Source organism: Mesorhizobium robiniae, from assembly GCF_040545535.1.
Taxonomy (GTDB): domain Bacteria; phylum Pseudomonadota; class Alphaproteobacteria; order Rhizobiales; family Rhizobiaceae; genus Mesorhizobium; species Mesorhizobium robiniae.
On record NZ_JBEPMC010000020.1, the window covers coordinates 36,216 to 61,406 of the forward strand.

General features: G+C 59.6%; 19 protein-coding genes and 5 pseudogenes. 15 read left to right on the plus strand and 9 right to left on the minus strand.

The features are described from left to right. Positions 1-972: 972 nt before the first annotated feature. Positions 973-1,407: a hypothetical protein gene (locus tag ABID19_RS32915; RefSeq protein WP_006205555.1), complete on the minus strand. Its 435-nt coding sequence runs from the start codon at positions 1,405-1,407 to the stop codon at positions 973-975. Positions 1,408-3,468: 2,061 nt separating this feature from the next. Between ABID19_RS32915 and ABID19_RS32920 the strand changes: the two genes are divergently transcribed. The 10 genes and pseudogenes from ABID19_RS32920 (at position 3,469) to ABID19_RS32965 (ending at position 12,277) form a co-directional block, all read left to right on the plus strand. Continuing rightward, positions 3,469-3,642, plus strand: coding sequence for a hypothetical protein (locus ABID19_RS32920; protein ID WP_156788644.1), 174 nt, complete (start codon positions 3,469-3,471; stop codon positions 3,640-3,642). Between the two features lie 881 nt (positions 3,643-4,523). Then, the gene (locus tag ABID19_RS32925) at positions 4,524-4,703 is read left to right on the plus strand and encodes a carbamoyltransferase C-terminal domain-containing protein (protein ID WP_050900869.1); all 180 of its coding nucleotides are present in this window, start codon (positions 4,524-4,526) and stop codon (positions 4,701-4,703) included. Then, entirely contained in the window at positions 4,619-5,176 is a 558-nt protein-coding gene (locus ABID19_RS32930; RefSeq protein ID WP_157999230.1) for a carbamoyltransferase C-terminal domain-containing protein, read from the plus strand. The genes ABID19_RS32925 and ABID19_RS32930 overlap by 85 nt, the downstream gene beginning before the upstream one ends. A 489-nt stretch (positions 5,177-5,665) precedes the next feature. After that, positions 5,666-6,160 (plus strand): calcium-binding protein, encoded by a 495-nt coding sequence (locus tag ABID19_RS32935; protein ID WP_006205558.1) that lies wholly within the window; start codon positions 5,666-5,668, stop codon positions 6,158-6,160. A gap of 188 nt (positions 6,161-6,348) precedes the next feature. Continuing rightward, positions 6,349-7,473 carry a YopJ family acetyltransferase gene (locus tag ABID19_RS32940; RefSeq protein ID WP_081482269.1) on the plus strand — a complete coding sequence of 375 codons (1,125 nt, stop codon included), beginning with the start codon at positions 6,349-6,351 and terminating at the stop codon, positions 7,471-7,473. Positions 7,474-7,577: 104 nt separating this feature from the next. Continuing rightward, positions 7,578-7,763 (plus strand): annotated as a pseudogene (locus ABID19_RS32945) (transposase); the annotation flags it as partial. Then, positions 7,745-8,287 carry a transposase gene (locus ABID19_RS32950; RefSeq protein ID WP_354494741.1) on the plus strand — a complete coding sequence of 181 codons (543 nt, stop codon included), beginning with the start codon at positions 7,745-7,747 and terminating at the stop codon, positions 8,285-8,287. The pseudogene ABID19_RS32945 and the gene ABID19_RS32950, both read left to right, overlap by 19 nt. 105 nt (positions 8,288-8,392) lie before the next feature. Next, positions 8,393-9,145: a carbonic anhydrase gene (locus ABID19_RS32955; protein WP_006205561.1), complete on the plus strand. Its 753-nt coding sequence runs from the start codon at positions 8,393-8,395 to the stop codon at positions 9,143-9,145. A gap of 64 nt (positions 9,146-9,209) precedes the next feature. Next, a complete protein-coding gene (locus tag ABID19_RS32960; protein WP_006205562.1) occupies positions 9,210-10,970 on the plus strand; it encodes a type I secretion system permease/ATPase in 1,761 nt (586 codons plus the stop codon). Further along, positions 10,967-12,277 (plus strand): HlyD family type I secretion periplasmic adaptor subunit, encoded by a 1,311-nt coding sequence (locus ABID19_RS32965; RefSeq protein WP_263805101.1) that lies wholly within the window; start codon positions 10,967-10,969, stop codon positions 12,275-12,277. The genes ABID19_RS32960 and ABID19_RS32965 overlap by 4 nt, the downstream gene beginning before the upstream one ends. A gap of 142 nt (positions 12,278-12,419) precedes the next feature. On the opposite strand, the pseudogene ABID19_RS34430 reads toward ABID19_RS32965, so the two are convergent. From ABID19_RS34430 to ABID19_RS32985, 5 genes and pseudogenes are all read right to left on the minus strand, one after another. Next, positions 12,420-12,616, minus strand: a pseudogene (locus tag ABID19_RS34430) (IS6 family transposase); the annotation flags it as partial. Between the two features lie 107 nt (positions 12,617-12,723). Beyond that, positions 12,724-13,542 (minus strand): phosphotransferase enzyme family protein, encoded by an 819-nt coding sequence (locus ABID19_RS32970; protein WP_167361638.1) that lies wholly within the window; start codon positions 13,540-13,542, stop codon positions 12,724-12,726. Between the two features lie 140 nt (positions 13,543-13,682). Further along, complete coding sequence (locus ABID19_RS32975; protein ID WP_006204684.1) at positions 13,683-15,248, minus strand: asparagine synthase-related protein; 1,566 nt, start codon at positions 15,246-15,248, stop codon at positions 13,683-13,685. Between the two features lie 386 nt (positions 15,249-15,634). Beyond that, positions 15,635-16,356 (minus strand): annotated as a pseudogene (locus ABID19_RS32980) (alpha/beta-hydrolase family protein). Next, positions 16,293-16,436 (minus strand): annotated as a pseudogene (locus tag ABID19_RS32985) (hypothetical protein); the annotation flags it as partial. The pseudogenes ABID19_RS32985 and ABID19_RS32980, both read right to left, overlap by 64 nt. A gap of 544 nt (positions 16,437-16,980) precedes the next feature. Here ABID19_RS32985 and ABID19_RS32990 point away from each other — a divergent pair. Beyond that, a complete protein-coding gene (locus ABID19_RS32990) occupies positions 16,981-17,787 on the plus strand; it encodes a cyclase family protein (RefSeq protein ID WP_006204689.1) in 807 nt (268 codons plus the stop codon). Positions 17,788-18,102: 315 nt separating this feature from the next. Continuing rightward, positions 18,103-18,417: a hypothetical protein gene (locus tag ABID19_RS32995; protein WP_006204690.1), complete on the plus strand. Its 315-nt coding sequence runs from the start codon at positions 18,103-18,105 to the stop codon at positions 18,415-18,417. Positions 18,418-19,032: 615 nt separating this feature from the next. On the opposite strand, the gene ABID19_RS33000 is transcribed toward ABID19_RS32995, so the two are convergent. Continuing rightward, a complete protein-coding gene (locus ABID19_RS33000; protein WP_354494729.1) occupies positions 19,033-19,320 on the minus strand; it encodes a hypothetical protein in 288 nt (95 codons plus the stop codon). A gap of 612 nt (positions 19,321-19,932) precedes the next feature. Here ABID19_RS33000 and ABID19_RS33005 point away from each other — a divergent pair. Beyond that, complete coding sequence (locus ABID19_RS33005; protein ID WP_006204692.1) at positions 19,933-21,825, plus strand: amino acid adenylation domain-containing protein; 1,893 nt, start codon at positions 19,933-19,935, stop codon at positions 21,823-21,825. Here the strand turns inward: ABID19_RS33005 and ABID19_RS33010 are convergent. After that, positions 21,802-21,969: a hypothetical protein gene (locus ABID19_RS33010; protein ID WP_156788646.1), complete on the minus strand. Its 168-nt coding sequence runs from the start codon at positions 21,967-21,969 to the stop codon at positions 21,802-21,804. The two genes, ABID19_RS33005 and ABID19_RS33010, sit on opposite strands and share 24 nt — an antisense overlap. A gap of 282 nt (positions 21,970-22,251) precedes the next feature. Here ABID19_RS33010 and ABID19_RS33015 point away from each other — a divergent pair, with 282 nt between their 5' ends. Next, positions 22,252-22,494, plus strand: coding sequence for a hypothetical protein (locus ABID19_RS33015; RefSeq protein WP_006204694.1), 243 nt, complete (start codon positions 22,252-22,254; stop codon positions 22,492-22,494). Positions 22,495-22,657: 163 nt separating this feature from the next. Here ABID19_RS33015 and ABID19_RS33020 read toward each other — a convergent pair. Further along, positions 22,658-23,199, minus strand: a pseudogene (locus ABID19_RS33020) (IS6 family transposase). A gap of 712 nt (positions 23,200-23,911) precedes the next feature. On the opposite strand from ABID19_RS33020, the gene ABID19_RS33025 reads away from it, so the two are divergent. Next, complete coding sequence (locus ABID19_RS33025; RefSeq protein ID WP_006204696.1) at positions 23,912-25,114, plus strand: cytochrome P450; 1,203 nt, start codon at positions 23,912-23,914, stop codon at positions 25,112-25,114. The last annotated feature ends 77 nt before the right edge of the window (positions 25,115-25,191 follow it).

The window sequence follows — 25,191 nt, forward strand, 5'->3', positions numbered from 1 at the left end:
CGTTGGCGTGGTCGAGGATCAGGCGGATCATCAGCTTCATCAGCTTCATCAGCTTCATCAGCGTCCGGCGCGTCTCGGCGGGCAGCGTCTGCCATTGCGGCGTCTTGCTGCGTCTCGACAGCGTGCGGATTGGAGAACAGATCGAACTGGTACCTGGTGAGCTGGCGCGGCATGGACATCTCCCCGATTCGCGTCGTGAGCGCCCAATGCTGCGCTCGAATCTCGCATTTGCGATGGGGTGCCCGAAGCGGGTGCTACATCCTGCAGCAGGGTCGCCAAGGCGCGTAGCGCAGCAATATCGACATGGGAGCGGCGCCAACCTGCCAGGCGGCACTAGCCGCCCGATCAAACATCCAGGCTGGAATCTCCAGCCACCGATCGGATCCCCGACCAGAGAGGCTGCAACGGAAACCCTCTCTACCAGCCTTCTCGACCACCTCATGAATATGGGCCAGGCTCCCGGCCCAAGGATGCCACGGGTAGAAAAGCTCGTGCTCCGCGATCCCGTGGGCGTTCTGTCGTCGTGTTGTCTAACGAGGTGCGCCCGCATGGGGCGATCGGGCACAAGGCCCCGATCTCGTTGCTTAATCCCGATGGCGCCGCCAGCCCGCCATCGTGAGAAAGCCGGGAAACTCTACCTTCCGGCGGTCTAGAGAATGGTATCGGGGTAACGAAAACAAATACTCTAATTGCTGATGGATGAAAGTTCAGCCGCAGGTCATTTTAAGCGAGGCATTATAGACGAGGCACAATTAACCCCAAACCCAAAGCCAGCCAAAGAAGCCACCCTCCGGAAAGTTCGGATGCTTCTTCAGGAGTTAACTCGGTTACTCCATAGGTTGACATAACGGTTTTCATTGTTGTCTCCCTTTCGAATGAGAAGATAAGTCAGTGACGACGGTTGGCAACTCAGGCCGTCGCGCAAAGGGAGTAGCAAGAGTTGCGCCAACGTTAGAGAAATAAAATCTGCATTTATTCAACGGCTTCTGAGAGTGCGGCGGCGCGCCCGCCGAACAAAACCGTGTCGCGGACGCGACAAACCCGACTGTAGAACTGGACGACGCAAGCGTACTCGGGCGAGCGGCAACGAGTAAATGGTACAAGTCCAGAACAATGAAGAGGTAGTGATCCGTCACTTGTCGCCCGCATCATCCGCTCGACCAGGATGGCGGTGTTGGCGCCAATCCCGGCTGCCTGACGGATCAGGTTCGCCGGTTTCGTGTTGGCGTAGCGCTGGTGCGCCTTGGGGATGTGCTCGTTGACGGTGGCCGCAGCGCTGCCGACGAGATCGGCGCCACCCTTGAGACCGCCAATCGCAAGCGAAAGCATCGCGAAGTTGCGGGTCCGCTTCGCCGGCGCTGGGGTTTCCGGCTCTTTCGGTCTGCACCGAGCCAACGTGTTGGCCAATACGGAGGGCGCCGTTCTTCAGCCCACTTCAGGATAAATACGAACGCGTGGACCGCCGTCCGTTTCTACGAACTCGCCCCTGTAGGGCACGCCGCGGATGTTGAAATACGTTGGGCGCCCGGGTTCCGGCATGAGGTGCTCACCCTCTAGTGCTCGAGCAAGGTAGTTCGGAAGCAAGCGTTCGCGGTGCTGCCATCCCCCGCGGATAAGATACCCAAGATCCGCTACACCCTGACTGGATGGCCCAGCTTCATTTATCTGCCGAGAGGATGACGCGGCTTCATCTCCCTGCCTGGCGCGAGGATGATGGATGAGACGAACGTCGCTGCGCCCTGCGGGCCCCAGCGTGACCGAGTACCGCTCACCGTTGATGTCGACCCGCCTTGGGCCGAACTGGTTTGGCAGGAGGTTGACGTTCTCCAAGACGTCTATCAGGATAGCCGAGGCGGATTGAGAGCCGTGGCGCCAGCCCTCGCCCACAACAGGCCCAATATCCGGCACCTCCTGCGGGGGCGTTGGTGGCCCGACGAACGAGGGCTGTCTGGTATGGCCAGGCACATAGTCATGCAGTCCATACGGTGTGGGTGGACTCAGATTAACGAGGGGCTCAAAGTCGCCATAGAAGTCTGACGACGCACCTGCGGCAGACGATGGTGTCGCTGGTTCTAGCATATACTCCCTGAACCAATTCCAGGCTCCCTCGCTTGGTGCGCCTGTGGATGGTGTTGCGGGACGCTCTTGCGAAGAGCTAGGCTGCGGGCCGCGGTGTGGTGCAGGCGACCATGATGCAGGTTCTTGCATATGCCCCCTGAACCAATTCCAAGCGCCCTCGCTTGGCGTGCCTATGGATGGTGTTGCGGGACGCTCTTGCGAAGAGCTAGGCTGAGGGCCGCGGTGTGGTGCAGGCGACCATGATGCAGGTTCTTGCATGTGCTCCCTCAACAAAGTCCAAGCGCCCTCGCTCGGGGAGGCTGGCATTGGGGGAAGCTCTTGCGATGACGCGGGCTGCCGAGCGGGAGTTAACCCCAGCATTTGGTTTGCATCGAGCACCTGTTGGTATCGCTGGAGCCTGAGCAAATCGGGCTTGATTTTGGTGTCCTCCGCTTGTTGCTTATACTCCTCAACATCTTGGGCGAGCCCATGGGTGAAGAGTCTGCCAGCCATGGCGCCCCTGCCATGCCCCTGCAGCCAATCACTCAGTCTGGAAAGACGACGAGCCTGTCTGTCGACGGTGTCCGGCTCAACCCTGCCTGTCGGCTTTTCCGCTGCAGCCCACATGTCGATGAGAGTCGCGTCTGCGGAATAGGGAGCCAGGCGGTGGCTGCTGGTCGACAAGACGTTTCCGGCCTGAACATCCCGAAGTTTGTTTAATGCTGCCTTGGTGCGCCTGGTACCGCTCTTGCAATCCGTCGCGTAGGCTTCCAAATCGCGCTCCAACCCAGGTTCGAGCTGAGGGTTGCCAAGCCTGCCCGCGATTGGCGCCCTCCCGTTCCTGCTAAGCCAGGCGCTGAAATTGCGCACGTCGGCTTGAGCATTTCGAATGGTGCCGTCGCTCATCCGGCCTGTGGCTCGGCTTCGAAACTCTTCCAAGAGCGCCTCGTCTGCGTCAAAGACACCGCGTATGCGGGACGGTTGCTTGGCGTGATACACTCGAACGCTCGTTGAAACGACCTCTTGCTGCACTGGAGCGCCAAACGCCTTGTCGCGGTGGCTCCCGCTGAACGCTTTCCCCACACCTGACTTGATGCGCGACCACAGTCCGCGGTTCTTGCCTTTCTTCGTCTGGACTTCGGGCTGCGCCACAGGTGACGAGGTGTAACGTGCGCTGCTGAACGGATCAGGACGAAGACTGGACTGCGGCGGCACTTGGCTCGTCCCTCCAAGGTGAGCTTGGGGGATGTCGACGCTGTGGCGGCTGCCGCTGAAATAGCTGTCACTCGGCGTAAACCGAGGCGGCGTCCGCATGGAAGCGCCCATGTCACGCCAGGCCCCTCCACCGCGCTTTCCGGAGAGTGCATCAGGCGAGCCATCCTCACCGGAGCTCTCATCAGAGGAACTGAGTTGCAACTCGCCAAGCTGCTCCTCAAAGCTCGTTCGCTGGCGCGCATGTTCCGATTGCTGGCCCGGCGGCCGTTGATAGTACGCTCGCGCGAATGCCTCCACATCAAAATCGAACAGGTTGAAGTTGTTGTTCGTTCGTTCCATGACACCTCACAAATCCGCACGGCAAACTGAAATCTGGCGCACGTCAAAGCGCTGAGTAAGCGGCGAAGCCTTCGGCCGATAATCCGGGTATCGGAATCTGAAACCAGCACAACGATGAATCGTATTCACCGCGACCAAGGCTACCGCCAGCGACCCTTACGCAGCATCGCCGCCTCGCTTCGAGGCTCCCATGCTAGGCGACGTAGCTGTTGACAGGCTGACGAGCCTCAGAAAATTGTCCGGGACGCCTGCGGCATGTCGCCGTTCCCGGCCAGGAATCCCTGTCACGTACGCTCTGATCTGGGTCGGATGGTGCGGCGATTTCTATGAAATCGATGGGTCCTGCAGGTCGTGCCTTTGGGAAAAGTGATGGCGAATCCTGGTGACAAATATGCTTTGCTTTATGCGCTCGTCGATCCGAATTTCACCTTGCCCAAAGAGCCAACGCGCTTCGAAGACGCAGGCAAGGTAATGGCGCTTGCGCCTGTGGGCAGACCGGATCGCCCGACAGCGACGAGCAGAAGCTGATCGATTTCCTGCTTCCAAGCGATGTGCCCCCGCTGCGCAAGGAGGATTTTCGGGATTCGCCCTACTACAACATTGGCGTAACCCATCAGAAGCTTACCAACCTCGCTAGGCGGGTTTCGGACGCCATCTTCCATCCGTTCCACACTTTCGCAAAACAGGAAGCTGGCAAAGGGCTTCCCGCTGCTGATTTCCGGCGGGTGTGGATTAAACTGCGAGTGGAATCGGCGTTGGCTCCGAAACGTATCTTTTTTCCGATGTTTTCATTCCGCTATGTACAAACGATACAGGCTCGGCGATTGGGACCGCGGTCGACGCGATGCGGCATTTCACCGGCAATGCGAAGATCAAATAGACCGTCTCTTCAGGCCAGCCTTTCACACTTGATGAAATTGACCGGGCTCGAGGTCCATCCACTCGACTACGGCCAGGTAGCCTCGGCGTTGCTCAGCGACAAGGTGATCGGCTGGGTGCAGGTGAATTGCGAAATCAGGCCACGGGCGCTCGGCAACCGGTCAATACTCGCGGCGCCTTTCGACTCGCAAAGGCAACCCATGAGCGTTTAAACCGCATCCAGAACCGGGAGGGTTTCCGCCCGATCGCGCCGGTGTGCCTGGAAGGGGACGTTGGGCTCCATTTCGACTTGGCACGCCCCTCGCCCTATATGCTTCTTTTCCACAGGGTTCTCGATAGCCGATTGAGAGCCGTCACGCACGTTGACGGCACAGCGCGGGTCCAGACCGTTTCGCAGGAGCAAAAACACCTGTTTCAGTTGCTAAATTCGTTCAAGGCGAAAAGCGGAGCCGGTGGACTTTGCAACACATCGCTGAACTTCAACGGTGGTGGCTTCATCAATCATGCATGCAAGCGACTTGCTGGCCTATGCCCGGGCATCAGGCCTCGACAGATCGCGATCAACGATGCCTTTTATCTTCTTAAGGAGGCCGCCCCCACGTCGTCGAGTGGACGGAGAAAGACCGTGAAGCGGGGGAAAAACATCCCTCCGAGCTGTCGCGGAAAATGGGTGATTGCGGTTTGAGAAGAGCGGGGTATCGAGGCGGGTGGTTGAAGCTTGCCAGAGCCTCACATGGCGAGGGTTAGGTTAAGTGAATGCATTAGGGCGGTACCGGCCTAATCGTATGACGCGGCCCGTTTCCGAGCTCGGTCAACCTCCATCCGGTCGCCGCTCTTGGCGGCTTCCGGAACCCGTGACGTCCCCGCCGGGACGGTGGTTGCGGCGACTTCGGTCAAACGGCTGACAGCAGTTCATCTGCATCTCGTGGAAACGTTGAGGCCCCCGCCGCGAGCATTATCATGAGGCACTCGACCTCGGAAAGGACCATGACCCCGCGATGGCAGTGCGAGATCGGATTGACAGCTCCGCACTGAAAGGGCCGTTTGACATACAATTCAAACGACGTGACAGCGCCGGGGGTGCAAGTCAGGTGACGGACAGCTTTGACGTGTACGTTGCGGCGGCAAGCGCGCGATGACCGCTCGCCTAGCAGACACAGCTAAGGAGAAAGACATGGCAATAATCCGCGGCACAGAAACTGACGATCATTTGATTGGGACGCCCGAGAGGGACTACATCCGCGGCCTGGGTGGAAACGACTGGATTTCCGGTGCCGCGGGCGCCGATAGTCTGGAAGGCAATCAGGGAGACGACACGCTTTTTGGTAACGCAGGCGACGATGTTCTGTTCGGTGATGAGGGCAACGATGCTCTGTACGGCAATGATGGCAGCGACACCTTCATCTTCAACAGCGGGGGCGGCAAGGATTCCGTGGGCGACTTCACGGTAGGGCAGGACAAACTGTACGTCGCGGAAGGGATCAACGACGTTGGTATTCACACGATTCAAGATCTTGCCAATCGCGTCCAGGAGGATGGCCCGGCCTCCGCGGTCGTTGACCTCGGAAAGGGTAATTCGATTACGCTCACCAATGTAAGTGCTAGCGACGTTCAGCATCACCCGGAAAAATATTTCTCCATCATACATACCGCCGATCTATACATCTGACTTTCTCGGCCAACCTTTCGGCCGAGAAACACGGCCGGGCACGGCGATCGCTATGGCACATCCTTTTTGCCTGCGGGGAGTCGCCGTCGCCCATGGCCAGTGCGATCACGGCTTCAAGGCAGTCCTTGCGGATGAACTCGTGGCGCCCGGTCGGGTGATCCTTTCGACAGAAGAGTAGATGAGTAGATATGGGCGGCTGCATTTCACGACTAAGCATACGGCGCGAGACCTCTCGGGATGATGGACGAGCCCAGGAAGCCGAGTTTGCTGCTCACGTAGATTCCGTGCGATCGAGTCCGCCTCGATCCAGTATTGAACAGGAGCACTCGTCCAGACCATCTCACGACGCCGATGACGGAACCGCATCTTGCCGTATTCGTCCGGCCCGCGTTAACGAGAAGCTCCAGCTGCTTGGGCAAACACTTGAGCGTGCCAGCCAAGCGGGAATTTCGTCCAGTCTAGTGGAATACGGTCGGCAAGTGGCTCGCTATCTGTCTGCCAACCTCCAGCCCGACGAGGAATTGTTGTCCCTTGATGTCGACAATATCGATTGCCTAGCGGATAACTATAATAGGCGCTACCCGGACCTTAATCTTAGGTATATGGGCTCGCCCGCCGAGTTTCTCGGCGCATTGGCGGACCGATCATCGGATGGTGCATGGCGCGCTGTCGTGCGGTTGGCAGACGGCGAAATGCACCACTTTGCTGCTGATGTTCGAACCCGCGCCGCAGCAGGACCGACGGTTATCGTGATGGAGCCGGCCGACCTCTATACCTTCGTCACCCCATACTCCAGATTGCGACGGGAAACGCTACAGCAGCTGGGAACGGAGCAGAAGTGGGCCTTTATCGGGGTTGGCGCGCAGAAATCTTCCAGCGATTGCCTGATGTTCGGCATGCAATTTGCGCTAGCGTCATACCAAAAATCGTCAACCTTCGATAACTGGCATGAAAATCTTCATCGGCATGGAACGATTGCCAACGAGGGGGATGTTTCCAGCGACTACTTTCCCTCACCCGACGCCATGTTGCAATATGCCGAGATAAACCTGTTTCACGGAGAAAAGTTGCTCCCGGCGCTGTTTTATAAGCACTCCCACTCCAGCAGAGTGATCGATGAGGTTGCAAGCAACCAACCTGGTATCAGAGACGAAGATGTGAGCACCAGCAGGCGCGACCCCAAAACGGAGTCGTTGGCCGGACGGCTCGAAGCCTTTGCTGTCCAGCGGGGCTCACGAGAATACAGCACATCTATCGAGACGTCGAGGGCGACCAAGATCCGCACGGCATTGGACAGGATGTTATCCGACTAGGTTCCGTGGACAAAGGTTGCTGACGAATCCGGGTTTTGCTTCAAGGCGCCGATGTGGAGGTAGCCTTGGGCGAACGGATCGGAGTGTCGGTCGAAGAGTAATCGCTGGTTGGGCCGCTTCTATCGTCTGGGCGGGGACGCAGGTGCCGACCGGTCCAAGACAGCCGGCTCTATTTCGAGGGTATGATGTGGATGGCGCGGACGGGATCGCAATGGCGACACCTGCCGGATGAATATGGCAAATGGAACAGCGTGTTTCGCCGCTGCCGACGATGGGTCGAGACCGGGCTTTTCGATGCCATGCTCGAAACGCTGGCCGAGATGGTCGAGCGAGACGTCAGCGCCGATATGATCGACAGCACCATCGTCCGGGCACATCATTGTGCAGTTGGCATAAAAAGGGGACTCAAGAAACCGAGACGCTTGGCCGATCGCGTGGCGGCTTCACCACAAAACTTCATGCCCGATGCGATGCCAAAGGCCGCCCGCTTGGCTTCGTTCTGACGCCCGGGCAGACGCACGATACGCAAGGAGTTGCCCCCTTGTTCCGGATGATCGCCGGCTTGCCGCCCAACCGCCTGATCGCTTCATGTTTCCACCCAAGCACAGCTCCGGGCTCACTCTCATCGAGGGCTTCGTCTCAAAGTTCGCCCGATCCGCCCTTCGTCACATCTGGGTGGCATCGAAGCACCGGCTCTAGCAGCGCATCATGGCAGGCATTGAGGACGTCAATCGCCATCCTGTCATTCACACTTGGTCCTACAAAGTCGCCGAAGCCGCTTGATATGATTCAATTCTTCGAAACGCTGAACTAGGCTTTCCCGCTTGCTCCAAGACCCTCAAGGCATGGAGCAACCTCGCAATCTCCTGGGATAGCCCCAATTGGAAAACATCAGTTTGCATCAAGGAGCGAAACAAATATGCATCGTCGGGATCTGATCAAAGGGTTCCTTGCGCTGAGCGCATGCCCGATCTACGCCCAGGCCGCACGCCCGGCGAGCACCCATTGGGGATATGCGGGCTCGGTCGGACCGGAGCACTGGGCCGATCTGGATAAGGAGAATTTTGTCTGCTCGGCGGGCACGCACCAGTCACCGATCGATATCGCCGGCGCGGTCAAGGCGGATATTCCGCGCATCGTCATCGGTTGGCACAAGGGCAGCGGCGGAATGGTGAACAACGGCCATACCATTCAAATCAATATGCCGGAAGGCAGCACGTTGGCCTGCAGGGATCGCGTCTACGAACTGGTACAGTTCCATTTCCATGCGCCGAGCGAGCATCACGTGGCGGGCAAGAGCTTCCCGATGGAAGCGCATTTCGTACATAAAGACACACAGAGCGATACTCTGGGTGTGCTCAGCGTCTTTCTGACGCCAGGCGCGAATAATGCCAATTTTGCCCGCCTTGCTGCGGCCTTTCCGGTGCGGCCAGGCAAGGAGATAGCAGTCGACGAGGTCGATCCCAACGGGCTTCTGCCGGTTTCGCTCAGCTACTGGATCTATGAGGGATCATTGACGACACCGCCCTGCACCGAGAGCGTCGAGTGGATGGTGGCCATGGAACCGGTCGAGGTGGACGCGGCGGACATCAAGCGCTTTACGACGCTCTACCCGTTGAATGCGCGGCCGATCCGTTCACCCAATCGGCGATTCATCCTGGGCCACAACTAAAGCGGCCCATAGCGGTGCGGCTACGCCACGCAGGGTGTGGTGTGAATTCTGAAAGGACTGCGACGTGACTTCACCTGCGCGTTCCCTCCCAGGCGATCCGCCGCGATTTACCCTCGCAACGGTTTTAGCGTCGTTCCAGCTGGCCTTCGCCGGCATTGGCTTGATGAGCGGTGTCGTCAATATCCTGGCGCTGACCGGCTCGTTTTTCATGTTACAGGTCTACGACCGCGTGATCCCGGGGCGCAGTATGCCGACGCTGGTCGGGCTGGCGTTGTTGGCCGGCATGCTGTACGCGTTCCAAGGTGCTCTTGAGCTAATCCGGTCGCGCCTGCTGGTGCGCATCGGCTTGGCGCTCGACGCCCGGCTTAGCAATCAAGTCTACTTGGCCCTGATGCGTTTGCCGCTTCGGACCAAACTTGATGGCGACGGCCTTCAATCCCTGCGCGACCTCGACCAGGTGAGATCGTTTCTGTCGAGTGCCGGACCGACCGCTTTTTTCGACCTTCCCTGGATGCCGCTCTATATCGGACTCTGTTTTCTGTTTCATTTCTGGATTGGGGTGACGGCGCTCGGCGGTGCAGTTGCCCTTTTCGCGCTGACCATGCTGGCGGAGATGTGGACAAGGGAGCCGACAAAAACGGCCAGCACCTATGCGGCAGTACGTAATGCTCTCGCTGAAGCCTCGCGGAAAAATGTCGAGGTACTCCAGGCGATGGGCTTCAGATCGCGCATTGCCCAGCGCTGGTCTGTCGCCAATACCGCATATCTGAACGCACAGTCCAAGGCGAGTGACGTGGCCGGAACGCTGGGCACGATTTCAAAGATTCTGCGTATGGTGCTGCAATCCGGCATGCTGGCCATCGGCGCCAGGCTCGTCATCCAACAGGAGGCGACCGGCGGCATCATGATCGCCAGTTCGATCATGATGAGTAGAGCGCTTGCGCCGATCGAACTGGCGATCGCGCATTGGAAGGGCTTTGTGTCGGCGCGTCAGAGCTGGAGCCGCCTGGCGAGACTTCTGGGGTTGCTTCCGGAGATGCAGACTACTGTAGTCCTGCCCGCACCCGCAGCTTCCCTGTCTGTCGTGGGTGTGAGCGTCTCCCCGCCCGGCGAGCGCCGTGTGGTCGTGCAGGATGCGAGCCTTGCTTTGATCAAAGGCGCTGGCCTTGGGATCATCGGGCCAAGCGCTTCCGGCAAATCCTCTCTTGCGCGAGCCATCGCCGGCATTTGGATGCCAGTTCGTGGCACCGTCAGGCTCGATGGCGCAACGCTCGATCAGTGGGGGCCGGAAGATCTCGGGAACCACGTTGGCTATTTGCCGCAGGACGTCCAACTCTTCGATGGGACGATTGCCGAGAACATTGCCCGTTTCGATCCGCAAGCAAGCTCTGAAAAGATACTGGCAGCGGCAAGGGCGGCCGGCGTCCACGATCTAGTCGTTCATCTGCCTGAGGGATACGACACCCGCATCGGCGAAGCGGGGTCCGCGCTGTCAGCCGGGCAACGGCAACGCGTCGCATTGGCTCGCGCGCTCTACGGTGACCCGTTCCTCGTTGTTCTCGACGAGCCGAACTCAAATCTCGATGCCGAAGGCGAGTCCGCATTGACTGAGGCGATCCAAGGCATTCGCAACCGAGGTGGCATCGCCATCGTGGTGGCGCATCGGCCGAGCGCCCTGGTCAGCCTTGATCAGATTCTGGTGATGGCGAATGGCCGCGTTCAGGCTTTTGGTCCGAAAAACGACGTACTGAACAAGGTTACCCGTCCGGTCCAAACGCGGGGGCCGCTGAAGGTCGTTTCGGTACCCGAAGAGGCTGGGGCATGATCGCGGACCGGAATGCCACGGCCGGACATGCCATCCGGCGCTATCTGCTCGCGGGTGTCGCGACCTGCATTCTGCTCGTGGGCGGAGTTGGAAGCCTTGCCGCCGTCACAGAAATTTCTGGCGCCGTCATCGCAACGGGAACGCTTGTAGTTGATTCAAACGTAAAAAAGGTGCAGCACCCCACCGGCGGTGTCGTCGGCGAAATCCGCGTCCGGGAAGGCGATGCCGTAAAATCGGGCGACGTATTGGTCCGCCTCGACGCAACGCTTGCCCGCACCAATCTCGCAATCGTCGCAAAGGGCCTTGATGAGTTCGAGGCACGCCTTGCCCGGCTCGAAGCAGAACGGGACGGGCGCGAGACTATCACCTTTCCACAACAGCTCGCATCAAGGGAAAACGATCCGGCCATCGCCCGCATCATGGCCGCAGAGCGATTGCTGTTCGAATTCCGACGGCGGGCGCGGATCGGCCAGAAGGCACAGCTTACGGAGCGCATCGCCCAGCTTGCCGAAGAGATTTCTGGCCTGACCGAGCAAAAGGGCGCAGATCAGCAGGAAATCGAACTGATCGGCACGGAACTCGAAGGCATTCGTAAGCTCTGGGAGAAGAAATACGTCTCGATCCAGCGGATGACCGCGCTTCAGCGCGATGCCATCAAGCTGGAAGGTGAGCATGGCCAACTGACCGCTTCGATTGCACAGGCGAAGGGACGCTGTGCGGAAATCGAGCTTCAGATCGTCCAGATCGACCAAGACCTCCACAGCCAAGTAGCGGCTGAACTCCGCGAGGTCCAAGGACGGATTTCCGAGTTTGTCGAGCGCAAGGTCGCAGCCGAAGACGAACTAAAACGCGTGGATATCCGAAGCCCGCAGGACGGTATTGTGCATCAGCTTGCCGTCCACACGGTCGGCGGCGTCCTCTCCGCAGGAGACCCAATCATGCTCATCGTGCCTGTCGCTGACAAGCTCACCGTTGAGGCACGCATCGCACCCCAGGACATCGATCAGGTTACGTCGGGCCAGAAGGCAGTCCTACGGCTTTCCGCCTTTAATCAGCAAACTACACCGCAGCTCACCGGCGTGCTTACCAGAATATCCGCCGATCTGACCATCGACGAGCGATCGGGTCTGGGTTTCTACACGGCGCGTGTCATGCTGCCACAGGAGGAACTCGCCAAGCTGAATGGCTTGACGCTGGCTCCAGGCATGCCCTCGGAGGTCTTCTTTCCAACCGCTGATCGCACCATGCTGTCGTATCTGGTTAAGCCTCTTTCCGATCAAGTACGGAGGGCTTTCCGCGAGGAGTAGATAGTGGAAAAGCAGGTCCCGACCTAAGAGGCGCTTCAGGCTTAAGCGCGAACAGCGGTTTTTTCACCGTCAGCTTAAGACGCTGGAGGGTGTTGTCACGGTAAGTTCCCTCTGCGTGAGAAGCCTTGAGGCGTCTTAGTTTTCAGGCGACGCAGGCCGCAATTTTCCAGGAATCGAAAGCCTCGAGGCGATGGTAGCGAACTGTATGTGCAGCACGGCGGCGGGACGGAACTGAAAAGCAGTTGCCGGTAGCTGAGTGCTGGAGGCGAAACGTTGCAACGCTCCCGGCGATCGGTGGTCTTGCATGTTTCGTTCCCGTTTTCGAAACGACAGATGGCTAGCGGGCATCCACGACCGCCTGCAGCCACTCCAGGGAAGCCGACCCCTGGTACCGGATCAGTGCTTCCACCACGGCACGTCCGACAGCCTAGCGTCGAAGATGGTTATCACGCGCCCGCCAAGAAGCGTAAGGAACCGCTGGCAGCCCGCTCGACCATACCGGCGGCGCTGTCCAAGGCATCAGCCCAGGTTTCGGCATCTAACTGGCAGTAGTCCTGTAAGAAACGCAGTGACCGCAGGTGCTGGACTACCACAAGCCACCGCAGGGAATTGCCCAGCTCGGCGTCGCCTTCCGCCTGGCCATAGCCAGCGAGGAACGCTCGCCACAACTCGGCGGCGCTGTCGCCCGCAGCCAGTTCCAGCCACCAGCCGATGGTGGCCAGATCGAGCTGCTGTGGACCAAGGCCGCAATCGTCGAAATCGAACATCACAATCTGATCGCCAGCCCTGTGCAGGTTGGCCATCCGGAAATCGCCGTGGCAGAACCCTGCAGGCCCACCCGCCCGGCTCACCCCTTGACCCCGCAAATCGGCCACCGCAGCCACCAGCCTGGCGCGCTCAGCGGCGAAGCCGTCCTCAATCTGGGCGATAGTCCGATCAACCTCCGCCTCGGACACCAGCTCGCGTTGGAGCGCGCGCGCGGCCAGCTGCGTCTGACCATGCAGGTCGGCCAGCGCCGCGCCCGCGGCCCGCAGATCGTCGGGTCGCTCGCGCATTGGCCGGCCCGCCGCCACCTGAAACACGGCCATTGGCCGGGTGCCGAACCCTGGTACCTGCAACTGCGTTAGCAAGCGCCCCTTCTGATTAGCCACCGCCCTCGCCACGTCCAATCGGTCAGTGGCCACTACCGCATCGAGCACCGCAAGCTCGGCCGCTATCTCGGCTTCCAGCCGACCTTCGGGCCGGTACAGGCGAACATAGGCCACTGGCGCTCCCTCCGGCCCTACAGCAAGCGTCCAATTGACGCCACGGACAACCGTGCGGACCTCGGCCGAAAGGCGGTAATCCGCCTCCAAAGAGGCGGCAACGACCGGTTCCACTGTTGCCCTATCGTCCGTCGCCACCGTCACGTCGCCTGCCGCACAAATCGTTCCAGCCACAGGAAGAAAGCCAGCGGCGCGCAGGGCGCTTCCGCGCGGGTTGCCGTGACCTCCGCCAACAGGTCCAGTACCGCCCGTTGATCGACCAGGCCGAAATCCGCGAGCGCGCAGTCTTTCAGCTGCGACGCAATACGGTCAGCCTCTTGGGCGATCAATTCCGGAAGAACACGAGCGAAAGTCTCCTTTGCGTAGTTGCAGGGGAATATGCCAGCATTTAGGCTCAAATTCAGGTAGTTGCGCATTGTCGTTCGCTGGAACCGGGCCGCCAGTGGGAGCGTGTGGCAGTATTCCATCAGCCGCGGATCACTCAGCGGATTGATTGGCCACAACCCACGCCGCAGCAGGTACGGAGCTCTGCACACATGCGCCAGTAGCGTCGGCATGGAAACCAGGCTCGTGGGCGCATCGAACAACCGCATCGAGCGTGCTGCCGTTAGGGCGCGTGGTGTAAGAATGCTTTCGGCGTAGGAACCGACTTCGGCGATCATCGTCTCGCTCGCCACGCGGGTGTGGGCCATTTCGCCGGCGAACAGCGGGAACAGTTCATCGCCCCCTATCCCCGTCAGCACGTACTGCGCGCCTTCGCTTCGCGCATCGGCCCAAATCGCCTCGAAGGCTTCCAGGTAGAACTCGCTCAACGGGTGCTCCTTCGGCCGAGCGTCTGGCCGCAGATCGAGGCAGGGCAGGAAATCGGACATGTTCACGGTGCTATCCCGCAGCTCAAGCAGCGCGATGATCGCGTTGCGCCTTTCGACCTGGGCATGCCGGTGCTGGCCATCCAGTAGGATGCCTTTGCTGGACTGCCTGCCCATCGTGTGACGCGCTGCGGCTGCGACTGCCGCCGAGTCCATTCCGCCACTCAGCTCAATTGCAGCCCGGCCTGCTTTGATCGGCCTCATGGCCATGACCTCATGCAACAGCTGGCGGAATCCGTGGTCAGGATCGAATGCGCTCTGCGCTTCCGTGGGCCCGACCACTTCCACGGCTTCCGGATAGCAGTACCTTGCCATTCTGGGAGCAACGTAGATCGAAGCGCGTTCCGTCAGCATGGTGACGCCGGCGCAGATTTGCCGCGCCGAGTAGAAGGTGCCGAGCGTCAGGTAATGCGCTGCGATTTCGGCATCGAGCGCGAATGGCACACCCAGGAAGTCGGCAAAATCCCATGACAATAGTACCGCATCGTCCTGGGCTCGAAAGTAGATCGGCGCAGACCCCAGAACGCCGGCGCGAATGCGCATCCGGCATTCTTCTTTCACCACTTCGACCATCACATAGTCCAGCGGCCAGGCCACACATTCCTGGTAGAGCTCGACATAGGCGTCGAAACCGACGGCCTGGGCTGGCGCCGGTGTGGTCACTCCGGTTGCTCGCTCACGTACAACGGCGAACCATCGGCCGTCGGTCGTGACCAGCACCATTTCCAACGCTGGATGCTCAAAAGCCTCGATCCAGCTCCCGCCGAATTCCACTCGGCCCGCGCGTAGCAACACGCTGCCTCTCAGATCCTGTAGCCTGATTTCCGCCTTCAACACGGTCGTTACTGTCGTTCTCCCAAAATAGTACCGTCCGGAAGGGGCGGCCTTGAAGCGGCGCTTAGAGGTAGTACATTAGGGTCGCGCTGTCGCCTGGCAGGCGGACCTTCGGTAGCAGCGCCTGGACGGCGATGGACTTCTTCATCGGAAGATCGAGGTTCTGTTCGTTCATGGCGACTTTCCATCTGGTAAGCCGCCGGGATGGCGGTAGGTTCTGTTTGTTCATGGCAAATCTCCATCTGGAAAGCCGCCGGGATGGCGGCATGTGTACATACCTCGGCGGCAGGGCGGGCCGTGCGAAACTTTTGTTACGTTTCCACGACGGCGGAAGATGGTTTTGTTGCAACGGCTGAATAGGAGCGCAGAGAGGCCCGATGCGCGGTCAATCAGGCGGCGGGGATTTCGAACTGCTCGGCCAGGGATGGACCGGATTGAAGCCGCGCGGCGCCTTCAATCCAGTCCGGCGTACGGTAAGCATCGCGATAGTCGGAGAGGACGATCGGAGCGCTGGCATAGTTGAAGATAGACGGCCCCATGGATCCCCATGGGGTATTCTGAGCCACCACGGGTCCGTCCAGCTTCATGAACCGGACAAGGTTGCTGTTGCGAAGAACGGGCAGCCATTGAGGCGTTCCCTGATTTCGCGCGTCGCTGATCGAACGCCAGCCCGGCTTTCAAATGGCGGTCCGCTCCACAGCGCACCGCTGATTGGGCCGTCCAGGATCTCGAACAGGCCCGTCGATCTTTCCGAATTCATCGCGCCAAGGCTAAGCCCGTGCAGATAGAGTTCAGGACGCGAACCTTTGGGCAAGCTCGTCCAGTAGCCACAGATCTCCGTGTAGAGGGCGCGCGCCGTTTCGGCGCCGTACTCCGGTTGCACTAGAAGCGACAGCGGGCTGCTCAGGTAGGAATACTGGACCGCAACGCTGGCGACGTCACCGTGGCAAAGGTATTCTAAGGCTTCCATTGAGGCGGGGTCGATCCAGCCCGTACGAGTCGGCATTATGATAATGAGCGAAGCGCAATTGAAGCCGCCAACGCGTTTCAGCTCATCCAGGGCAAGCTTCGCACGGGCTTGAGGATCGGCGGTGGCGCCCAGGGCCAACATACAAGCGAACCGGTTCCTGCGAGGAACTCGCGGCCGGCTCGGCCGAGTTGATCCCATTTCACCAACGGGGCCGTACTACCGGTCTTGTCGCTATCGACGGGCTGAGGCCGGTCAAGCTCGAGTAGTGCATCGAGTTTGCTTCACGACGAATCCAGAATGCGGAACACGGCACGGAGCAGATCGTCGCTTGCAAGCGACCCGACCACGAGGGCTGCAATGCCGAAGCCGACCACATTTGCCACGCGCCGGGTTACGAAACGCCTTGAGGGCCGGACTTCTGGAATTTCGAGATATCGCCAGAGCCAACGCCCCGCGACACCCAACCCAAAGCCCAAGGCGAAGCAACCGCCGGCACCCGTTGCGTCAGATATGTCCGAGGGATCAAAGTGGGCATCAGGGAAGCGGCAACAAGGTGCCAAGCACCAATCCCCGGCCGGCTAGTGACTGAACAGTCTTGGTGATCATCTGGACCAACGGTCTGCGGAATGTCTATACCGATCAATAACCCGTACCAGTCCCCGAAGCCAATCCGGTGACGTGGTGAAACTGACCGCTGACGGTCTCGGCACCCTGCCCAACCAGGTTCTTCGCCGGACATTCGAATGATTATTGAGGAGGAACTCCATGACCCGCCGTATCATCGATCTCTCCATCGCTCTCGACAATGAAACGCCAGCGGACCCGCTGCCGATCCGCCCCGCGATCACTTATATCGGGCATCGCGAAAGCGCTGAAGGCATGGTGAAGTTCTTTCCCGGACTCGGCGTGGATCAGCTGCCCGGTGGCTATGGCTGGGCGGTGGAAGAGTGCAAGGTCAACACGCACAACGGCACCCACCTCGATGCGCCATGGCACTATCACCCCACCATGAACGGTGGAGAACGGGCAATGACCATCGACGAAGTACCACTGGACTGGTGTATGCAGCCGGGTGTGAAGCTGGACTTCCGTCATCTGCCAGACGGTTATGTGGTGACCGCCGCCGACGTTGAGGCCGAGCTTGCCCGCATAGACCACACGTTGAGCCCGCTGGAAATTGTGCTGGTCAACACTTCGGCCGCAGCCGCTTATGGCAGCCCGGCCTATCTGGGCAAGGGATGCGGCATGGGCCGCGAGGCCACGCTTTTCCTGACCTCACGCGGCGTGCGCGTGACCGGCACGGACGCATGGAGCTGGGATGCCCCCTTTCCCTTCACCGCCAAACGTTACGCTGAAACCGGCGACGCCAGCATCATCTGGGAAGGACACAAGGCGGGAACCGAGATCGGTTATTGCCACCTCGAAAAACTGACCAACCTCGACCAGCTTCCGGCCAAGGGCTTTACGATTACCTGCTTTCCAGTAAAGATCAAAGGTGCCTCTGCCGGATGGACGCGCGCGGTGGCCCTTCTCAAAGAGGGTCCGGCCATGGCGCCGCAGGGCACTCCGTAAGAAAATTCGACCATGTGACGTTTGACCATGGCGCGCGGCCCGAGTCCGGAAGCGTATCGTTGTCCACGATTTGAAGGTTGCACCGTATATACGTGCCCTTTAAGGATCGGGGTAGAGCCCTGTTCAGACTGGCGCTTCAAATCGAATCGATGGCCGTCTCGGTCGGAATACGCAGCAGGTCATCGCCCGAAAAGGATTGAACCAAAGCATAGGGAGACCGAGCTGATTCTCACTCAAACCCACACTAATGATTTCGCGTCATCTGATACTCTAGGGGGACGTATTTCGTTCGCTCGCGAGCTTACCAAACTTACAATGGCGCAGGCTGCAACTCGACTTGGTGTCGAGACGGCATGCTGGAAGGCCTGGGAATGCGACCGCGCCGCGCCGCAATCCAATCGCCTTGCCACAATGGCGGGCATCCTGGGCGTGAGCCCCTCATGGCTGTTATCGGGAATGGGCGCCGGTCCATTAGAGCTGGAGTCGAATGACGATGCCGCCCTGCTGCGAGAGCTGCAAATCGCCTCTGCTGACGCAGTGACCCAGCAAAGACGTGTGCAAGAAATCGTTGCGTTACTCGGGTCGGTGCGGGCGAAGGGAAAAGGTGCGGGCGGCGTAATCTTTGTCTGATTTGCAGCTGCCGCGACAGTTGGTCTGATGCCGAACCATACCATGACGAGCAGCCATCTTTTCCGGTTGACGGAGCTGCCATTGATGCGTTGGAACGTTATGATCAGCTTGACGACGACGTCTGCACTCAATTGATCGAGATTGGCTCCGCGAGCCCAGATCATGCCTTGAGGGTGCAAGCCTTTGGAGTCGCAGCGGCAAGGGTAGCGCCGTAGCCCGACGAGCACTTTGGACATTCTCTGAGGCAGTTCCGCGTAGCTGGCGAAATGTTGACGCCATTGATGCCTTGGCGAGAGTTCCCTTTGTTGAGCCGGACATCGTTTCGTCCGTCACCCTAGACGATCTCGTGCGGCAACCGGCGCCTATCGCAGCGTCGAAAACGAGCGCGTCGTCGTTCAGCAATCGACCGTTGACGGTGTCCGCCCCCTTGGCCCTGAGTTTTGGGGCGACGGCGAGCAACCGGTCCCGCGCGGCGTTCGAGCCCCGCCGAGAGATCGATGGCGCGCAGCGCCCCGCGCGCCTGGGCAGAAAGCAGAGCTTTCGCACGCTCGGTTTCTGTCTCAATGCCCGTCACCGGAGAGCTCGTTGCCGATCGACGCGGGCGAGCGCTCATGCCTAGAACGCCTCGGTGCCCAGGAGCGGGACGGCATACTGCCAGCCCAGTTTTTGGGCGAGTAGCGCGTCGGCAAGCCAGGGTCCCATGGCGCGTGGCAGGCCGTGGCCCTCGACGACCGCGTAGGCGCCGGTCAGCATCCCGACCGCGCCTTCGGTCGTGGCGAGCCGCCGCAGCGCGTCCGCCAGATCGCTGACCGCCGCTTCGTCGCGGGCGAAAGAACCGAATTCCTCCAACACTGCGGCGAGATTTTTCTTCGTCAGAAGCTCCTCTGCGGGCCGCGCCGCCACCACGGCCGGCGCGTCACGCCGGCCCTTTTTTCGTCGCGGCGGACAACCGTATCCAGCATGGCGATGGCCGCGCCGGTGGCAAGGGCAGCATCCTAAACGGTTTGCGTCGCCTCGACCGCCTTGCGCAGCCGGCTCGGCACGGCGACAGCCGGGTGGCGGGCTGCGTGACGTGACGGCGCCGGGGCGATTTCGGGCGCAGAATCATCGTTGGCATGATGGTTCATTGCGGAGGTTAGTACACCACAAATGGCAGCAATCCGCCGCACCTGTCGCGGCACAATCGGCGCAGGGGAACACGAAGAAAAGAACCGGCGGACGGTGCTGCTCGTACATCGCGAAGGAATTCCTTTGTCGGAGAACGTCGGGTAGCCGACAACTGCTGTCGGGTTTTGAAGATTGTTACACGATCAGCCTTCGATGATGTCGTGTTGTACTCCATTGTATACTCCGTGGATAATGTGCTCCGGCTCTCTCCGCGCAATTGGCACGATTGTTGAAGCTCCCAAGTCGCAACGCTAGACGAAAATGGGATTGGCGGCGTTCCGGCGAAGTGTCCAAGTGATTTCTGAGCACCGCAGGGCGGTTGACCGAAAACTGCAGTGGAGACCTACGATGCAAACGCTCACATCGATCCTGTCAGGTCCGCGCCGGCCGTTACGTTTTGGCGGCGACAAGCTAGCCGATGCTATCGCCAAGACTCTGGAAGAATTTCCGTCGAACACCGCTGTGCACACGAACGAGAATGGCGACATAAGCTATAAGGAGTTGGGCATATCCGCGGCCAGTCTTATGGGTCGATTCGAGACCGTCGGCGTCCGTCCCGGTGACGCGGTGATTGTCAGACTTCCTCGATCAGTTGATCTTGTCACCGTCATTCTTGCAACCCAAATGCTGGGCGTTGCCTTCGTGCCCGTTGATCCATCGAATTCAGACGAACGGTTGGACCATATAATCCGCAACACCGACGCCAAAGCGATCGCTAGTTCGGATCCAAGCGGTTCGATGCGCGTTGAGCGTCTTCCGACACGCGGTGGCATCAACTCAGCGTTCTCGAACATAGCATATATCATGCACACTTCGGGAAGCACGGGGATCCCGAAAGGGGTACCTGTCTCCCAGGCAGCCCTCCTGAATTTGCTCGATTGGTATATCGAAATGATCGACTTTTCGGAGGGCAGCAGCATTTCGCAACTTACGCCACCAGCATTCGACGTCTCAATCCCCGAGTTCTTTGTACCGTTTGTGACAGGCGGGACAATTGTCTTGCCTAGTACGCAACTGCGAGCGCAGATCATTCAAACAATAGAATTCCTAACTCATAGCCGCACGAACGTCATTCAGATGGTACCAACACTGCTACGACGCTTCGTCGGAACCCTTGAACGTCTCCCCTCTTTGGCGGAGCGGTTCACCGATCTCAGATATGTGGTATGTAATGGTGAAGCCTTGCCGGACTCGGTTAGACGGCGTTTTTACTCGATTCTTCCTGACGCTACGCTTGTAAACACCTATGGGCCAACGGAGTGCTGTGTCGCGGTTAGCTATCACTACTGCCGTCGTGATGATACAGAGCTTCCGATGTTCATCGGAAAACCAACATGTAACGTTGATTTCTATGTTCTTGACGAAAGCAACTCCAACGTTGGTTTTGAAGTTGAGGGCGAACTCTTGGTGGGTGGTGTGCAAACGTCCCAACGTTATGTGGCGGACGAAGCACAGTCGAAACTTCGCTTTATGCCATTTATGACCGCTAACGGTGAACAAGTGCTGTACCGCACTGGTGATTATGTCGTGGCATCAGAGGAAAATGGATTGAGGTTTATCGGTAGAAAGGATGATCAGATCACCTATCGAGGAATCCGGCTGGAAAAAGGGGAGATTGCCAGTGCGATTGATCGGACCGGCCTTTGCTCAGATTCAGCGGTGGTCGTGGTAGATAGAAACGATGACACGGGGCAGGATCTGGTCTGCATGGTGACACCTGTCAGCGCCAATGTGGATGAAGTTCGCCAGCGGCTGTCGGATACCCTGCCGAATGATCGTGTTCCGAGGCTCGTTGTGCCTCTTGCCGAGCTTCCGTTAACTGCCAATGGAAAACTGGACCAGCGCGCGCTTGACAGAACAGCAAAGGAGGCGCTGAGGGCAGCCTTGGGTTGTGCGGTACCCCAGAAAGAACATGCAACGAGGTCACCATTAGACCATTTGCTGGAGGCGGTACACGCCGTCACGCGAAAATGGGTATTACCCAGCTCGATAGTGCGGGAGTGCAATATTGATTCACTGGATTTTCTCGAAGTACAGATCAAGTTGGCTGAAACTGGCCTTATGTTCTCCGACGACGTGTATCGCGAGCAAGACCTGTCGCTTGAGGAGTGGGCAAGGCGAATTCAACCGGTCGATCACCGTGTCAAGCGAAGTGAGGATTTGACCCCTCCTATTGCCTCAGCGAGGAATGTTACCGAGCGCCGTGGGGCCAGCGATTCATCGAACCGCGATCGAGGATGATGTCCAGCCATTTTCCATGCGCCAGGCCTTCACAAGCCGCTGCACCATTCTCAGGTACTTTCCTTGAAGCGCGAAGGGTCGATCTTTGTCAGGGGCATTGGCCGCCTCGATCGTACTGATGTCGCGCAGGTGCAGTTCCTTCACAAGCCGGTCCTGGAGGTTTGGTTGGCCTGTGGGGTGCCCGAGTTCATGGCGGACTTCAACACACGCTTCGGCAGGGAGTCCCGCAATCCGAAGATGACCGCCATTGTTGTAGCCAGCCTCTAACGTGCCCGAGCAATCGTGCCAATCCAATGTCAGGCGAATCTTGGTTAGCGGTGCGCATTGCCTCAAGGAAAATGTTACCGCGCGGGTTCGTTGCCTCACCTAAAATGTTACCCGTGAAGGCGCGGGTCGCCATGATGCCTTCACCAGGAGGGAGGCATCATGAAGACGAAGTTGACACATGCCATGTGTATGGAACGCGCCAATGCAGTCAGGGATCGCTATGCGGCCGAAATGACTCGGGACAAGCGCAGGATCTTGGAGGAGTTCATCGCCGCGACGCGGTATCACGAAAAGTCCGGAATCTGTGCCCTGAGCACCTACCCGGAGCCGAGGCATCGCCAGACCCGTCAACGCCCGTCGCTCTATGATGAAGCTGCTCGGGGCGCCTTGATTGCGCTATGAGAAGCTTCCGATCGAGGTTGCGGCAAGCGGCTCAAGGCACTGCTGCTCATTCGGTACCGTCGGCTTAACTCGGTTGAAGCGTGCGGAGGCTCGAGGGCCGTTTTCACCCCGCCGTCGGCATAATCCGACTCCATGTTTCCATGGAGGCCGTTCGAAGTTTGCGTTACTGGGCTGAGGTGAGAAGGTTGCGCGGATAGTGGAAGAGATTTGCTATCGGTTCAACCTTTGTGGGAGCGATGTTCCACGTCGGGCATGAGTTCGTTCTTTGCCGCGCCATATCAACGAAGCTTGTCTGTAGTGGCGCGATGCCATGTTGCTTGAGCAGCTTGTGCAGCAGCCTCAGCGCACCTTACGGTCTCTTCGGCTTTGCACAAGAGCGTCGAGAACATGGCCGTTTGCATCGAACGCTCGCCACAGCCAGTGTTTCCTGCCCTTGATGGAAACGACCATCTCATCAAGGTGCCATTTGTCGGCCAAGGCGCCTTGGACATCCGATGGATCTGGCGGGTATATGCGGCTCCGAACTTGCCTGCCCATTCGCCCACGGTCTGGAAGGAGACCGTGATGCCGCGAACGGCGAGCATTCGACATGGCGAGGGCTGAGCGGAAAGCGGAAGTAGAGCCACACCGCATGGCTGATGATTTCAGCCCGAAAACGATGGCCTTGTAAAGATGACTGGCGGGGTCGGCAGGACGTTCCGTCATGGCGCGACCTACGACGCCAACCTTCGCGCCGAGTTAAGGCGACGGTACCGGCCTCCCCTATTGGGGCACACGGTCAGGTGGCCTGCCATCATGCCAGGACAGGACAACCGATAAAGAAGGTGTCGCCAGTCTGACGTCAGACGACGGTACTTATCCGACACTGTTCTGTCGCCTTTGTTGGGTCCGCGACACCGGCCTATTTCGCCGAGCTCTTGTGGCCTCAGCTAATCCGCTGAAAAGCAATCACAATGTTTTTCTTCTGCTGGGTCGGCCAGATTGGCACGAGTTTTGCGGCTCCTTCGTTGCGAGCCGGGAGCCGCCGACCGACCTTCATTCGTGGATGACACCCCGATCGATGGAACGAAGAAAGAAAAGCAAAATGTCAAATCCGCATCAGATAGATGGGACGGGGGCCTCGGCGAAACCGCCCCCGACAAAAGGCTCACCGCCCTTGTCGACCCTTGCGCAGGAAATCGTGATGGCCGGCTGCGAAGGCCCACCACACTCGCCTTATCCTGAACTCGAAGGCGTAGATAAGTTCGGCATCTCGCCGCGCGGTATGCCTAGGCAGTTACACGTTGGCCGATCTTGATAATCAAGTCGGGCTACGCCGCGGAGGACGTCGTCTACATGCCGTCTTACGTCATTCGCTGCCCGCAGCGCCTGCCGGTCACCTTCCGCCCTTCCATCGCTTAGAGAGTGAAGTGCCACCATGTCCGAACAACCCTTGCCGACGCTGCCCATGTGGCGCGTCGATCACATCGAGCCCTCGCCCGAGATGTTGGCGCTAAGCGCCAACGGTCCAATCCACCGCGTGCGCTTCCCGTCCGGGCACGAAGGCTGGTGGGTGACAGGCTACGACGAGGCCAAGGCGGTGCTGTCCAACGCGGCGTTCCGGCCCGCGGGAATGCCGCCGGCGGCATTCACCCCGGATTCGGTGATTCTCGGTTCGCCGGGGTGGCTGGTCTCGCACGAGGGGGGCGAGCATGCCCGGTTACGCACGATCGTGGCGCCGGCCTTCAGCAACGGCAGGGTGAAGCAGCTCGCGCAGCAGGTCGAGGCGATCGCCGCGCAGTTGTTTGAGACGCTGGCGGCCCAGCCCCAGCCCGCCGACCTGCGGTGCCACCTCTCCTTTCCGCTTCCGGCCATGGTCATCAGCGCGCTGATGGGCGTGCTCTACGAGGATCACGCCTTTTTCGCCGGGCTGTCCGACGAGGTGATGACGCACCAGCATGAAAGCGGCCCGCGCAGCGCGTCGCGCCTGGCCTGGGAAGAACTGCGCGCCTACATTCGCGGCAAGATGCGGGACAAGCGCCAGGACCCGGGCGACAACCTGCTGACGGATCTGCTCGCGGCGGTCGACGAAGGCAAGGCGACCGAGGAAGAGGCGATCGGCCTGGCGGCGGGCATGCTGGTGGCGGGGCACGAAAGCACCGTCGCGCAGATCGAATTCGGCCTGCTGGCCATGTTCCGCCATCCGCAACAGCGCGAACGCCTGGTCGGCGATCCATCCCTGTTGGACAAGGCGGTGGAGGAAATCCTGCGCATGTATCCGCCGGGCGCGGGCTGGGACGGCATCATGCGCTATCCGAGGACCGACGTGACCATCGCGGGCGTGCATATTCCCGCGGAGAGCAAGGTGCTAGTCGGCCTGCCGGCGACGTCGTTCGATCCGCGCCATTTCGAGAACCCGGAAATCTTCGACATCGGACGCGATGAAAAGCCGCACCTGGCGTTCTCCTACGGGCCGCACTACTGCATCGGCATGGCGCTGGCCAGGCTGGAACTCAAGGTGGTGTTCGGTTCGATCTTCCAGCGCTTTCCCGAGCTGCGCCTGGCCGTGGCGCCGGAAGAACTGAAGTTGCGCAAGGAGATCATCACTGGCGGGTTCGAAGAGTTCCCGGTGCTCTGGTGATGCGCGGACGCCGCCGAGAATCGCGATCTTCTCCACAATTTGCCGGCGCGCCTAGCGCACGCCGGTCAGATCAGCCA

Excerpts from the sequence above, each read along its gene's own strand:
- ABID19_RS32925 (WP_050900869.1), top strand. The coding sequence starts at position 4,524 with ATGAAATTGACCGGGCTCGAGGTCCATCCACTCGACTACGGCCAGGTA.
- ABID19_RS32935 (WP_006205558.1), top strand. The coding sequence starts at position 5,666 with ATGGCAATAATCCGCGGCACAGAAACTGACGATCATTTGATTGGGACG.
- ABID19_RS32940 (WP_081482269.1), top strand. The coding sequence starts at position 6,349 with ATGGGCGGCTGCATTTCACGACTAAGCATACGGCGCGAGACCTCTCGG.
- ABID19_RS32950 (WP_354494741.1), top strand. The coding sequence starts at position 7,745 with ATGGGTCGAGACCGGGCTTTTCGATGCCATGCTCGAAACGCTGGCCGA.
- ABID19_RS32955 (WP_006205561.1), top strand. The coding sequence starts at position 8,393 with ATGCATCGTCGGGATCTGATCAAAGGGTTCCTTGCGCTGAGCGCATGC.
- ABID19_RS32965 (WP_263805101.1), top strand. The coding sequence starts at position 10,967 with ATGATCGCGGACCGGAATGCCACGGCCGGACATGCCATCCGGCGCTAT.
- ABID19_RS32990 (WP_006204689.1), top strand. The coding sequence starts at position 16,981 with ATGACCCGCCGTATCATCGATCTCTCCATCGCTCTCGACAATGAAACG.
- ABID19_RS32995 (WP_006204690.1), top strand. The coding sequence starts at position 18,103 with ATGGCGCAGGCTGCAACTCGACTTGGTGTCGAGACGGCATGCTGGAAG.
- ABID19_RS33005 (WP_006204692.1), top strand. The coding sequence starts at position 19,933 with ATGCAAACGCTCACATCGATCCTGTCAGGTCCGCGCCGGCCGTTACGT.
- ABID19_RS33015 (WP_006204694.1), top strand. The coding sequence starts at position 22,252 with ATGAAGACGAAGTTGACACATGCCATGTGTATGGAACGCGCCAATGCA.
- ABID19_RS33025 (WP_006204696.1), top strand. The coding sequence starts at position 23,912 with ATGTCCGAACAACCCTTGCCGACGCTGCCCATGTGGCGCGTCGATCAC.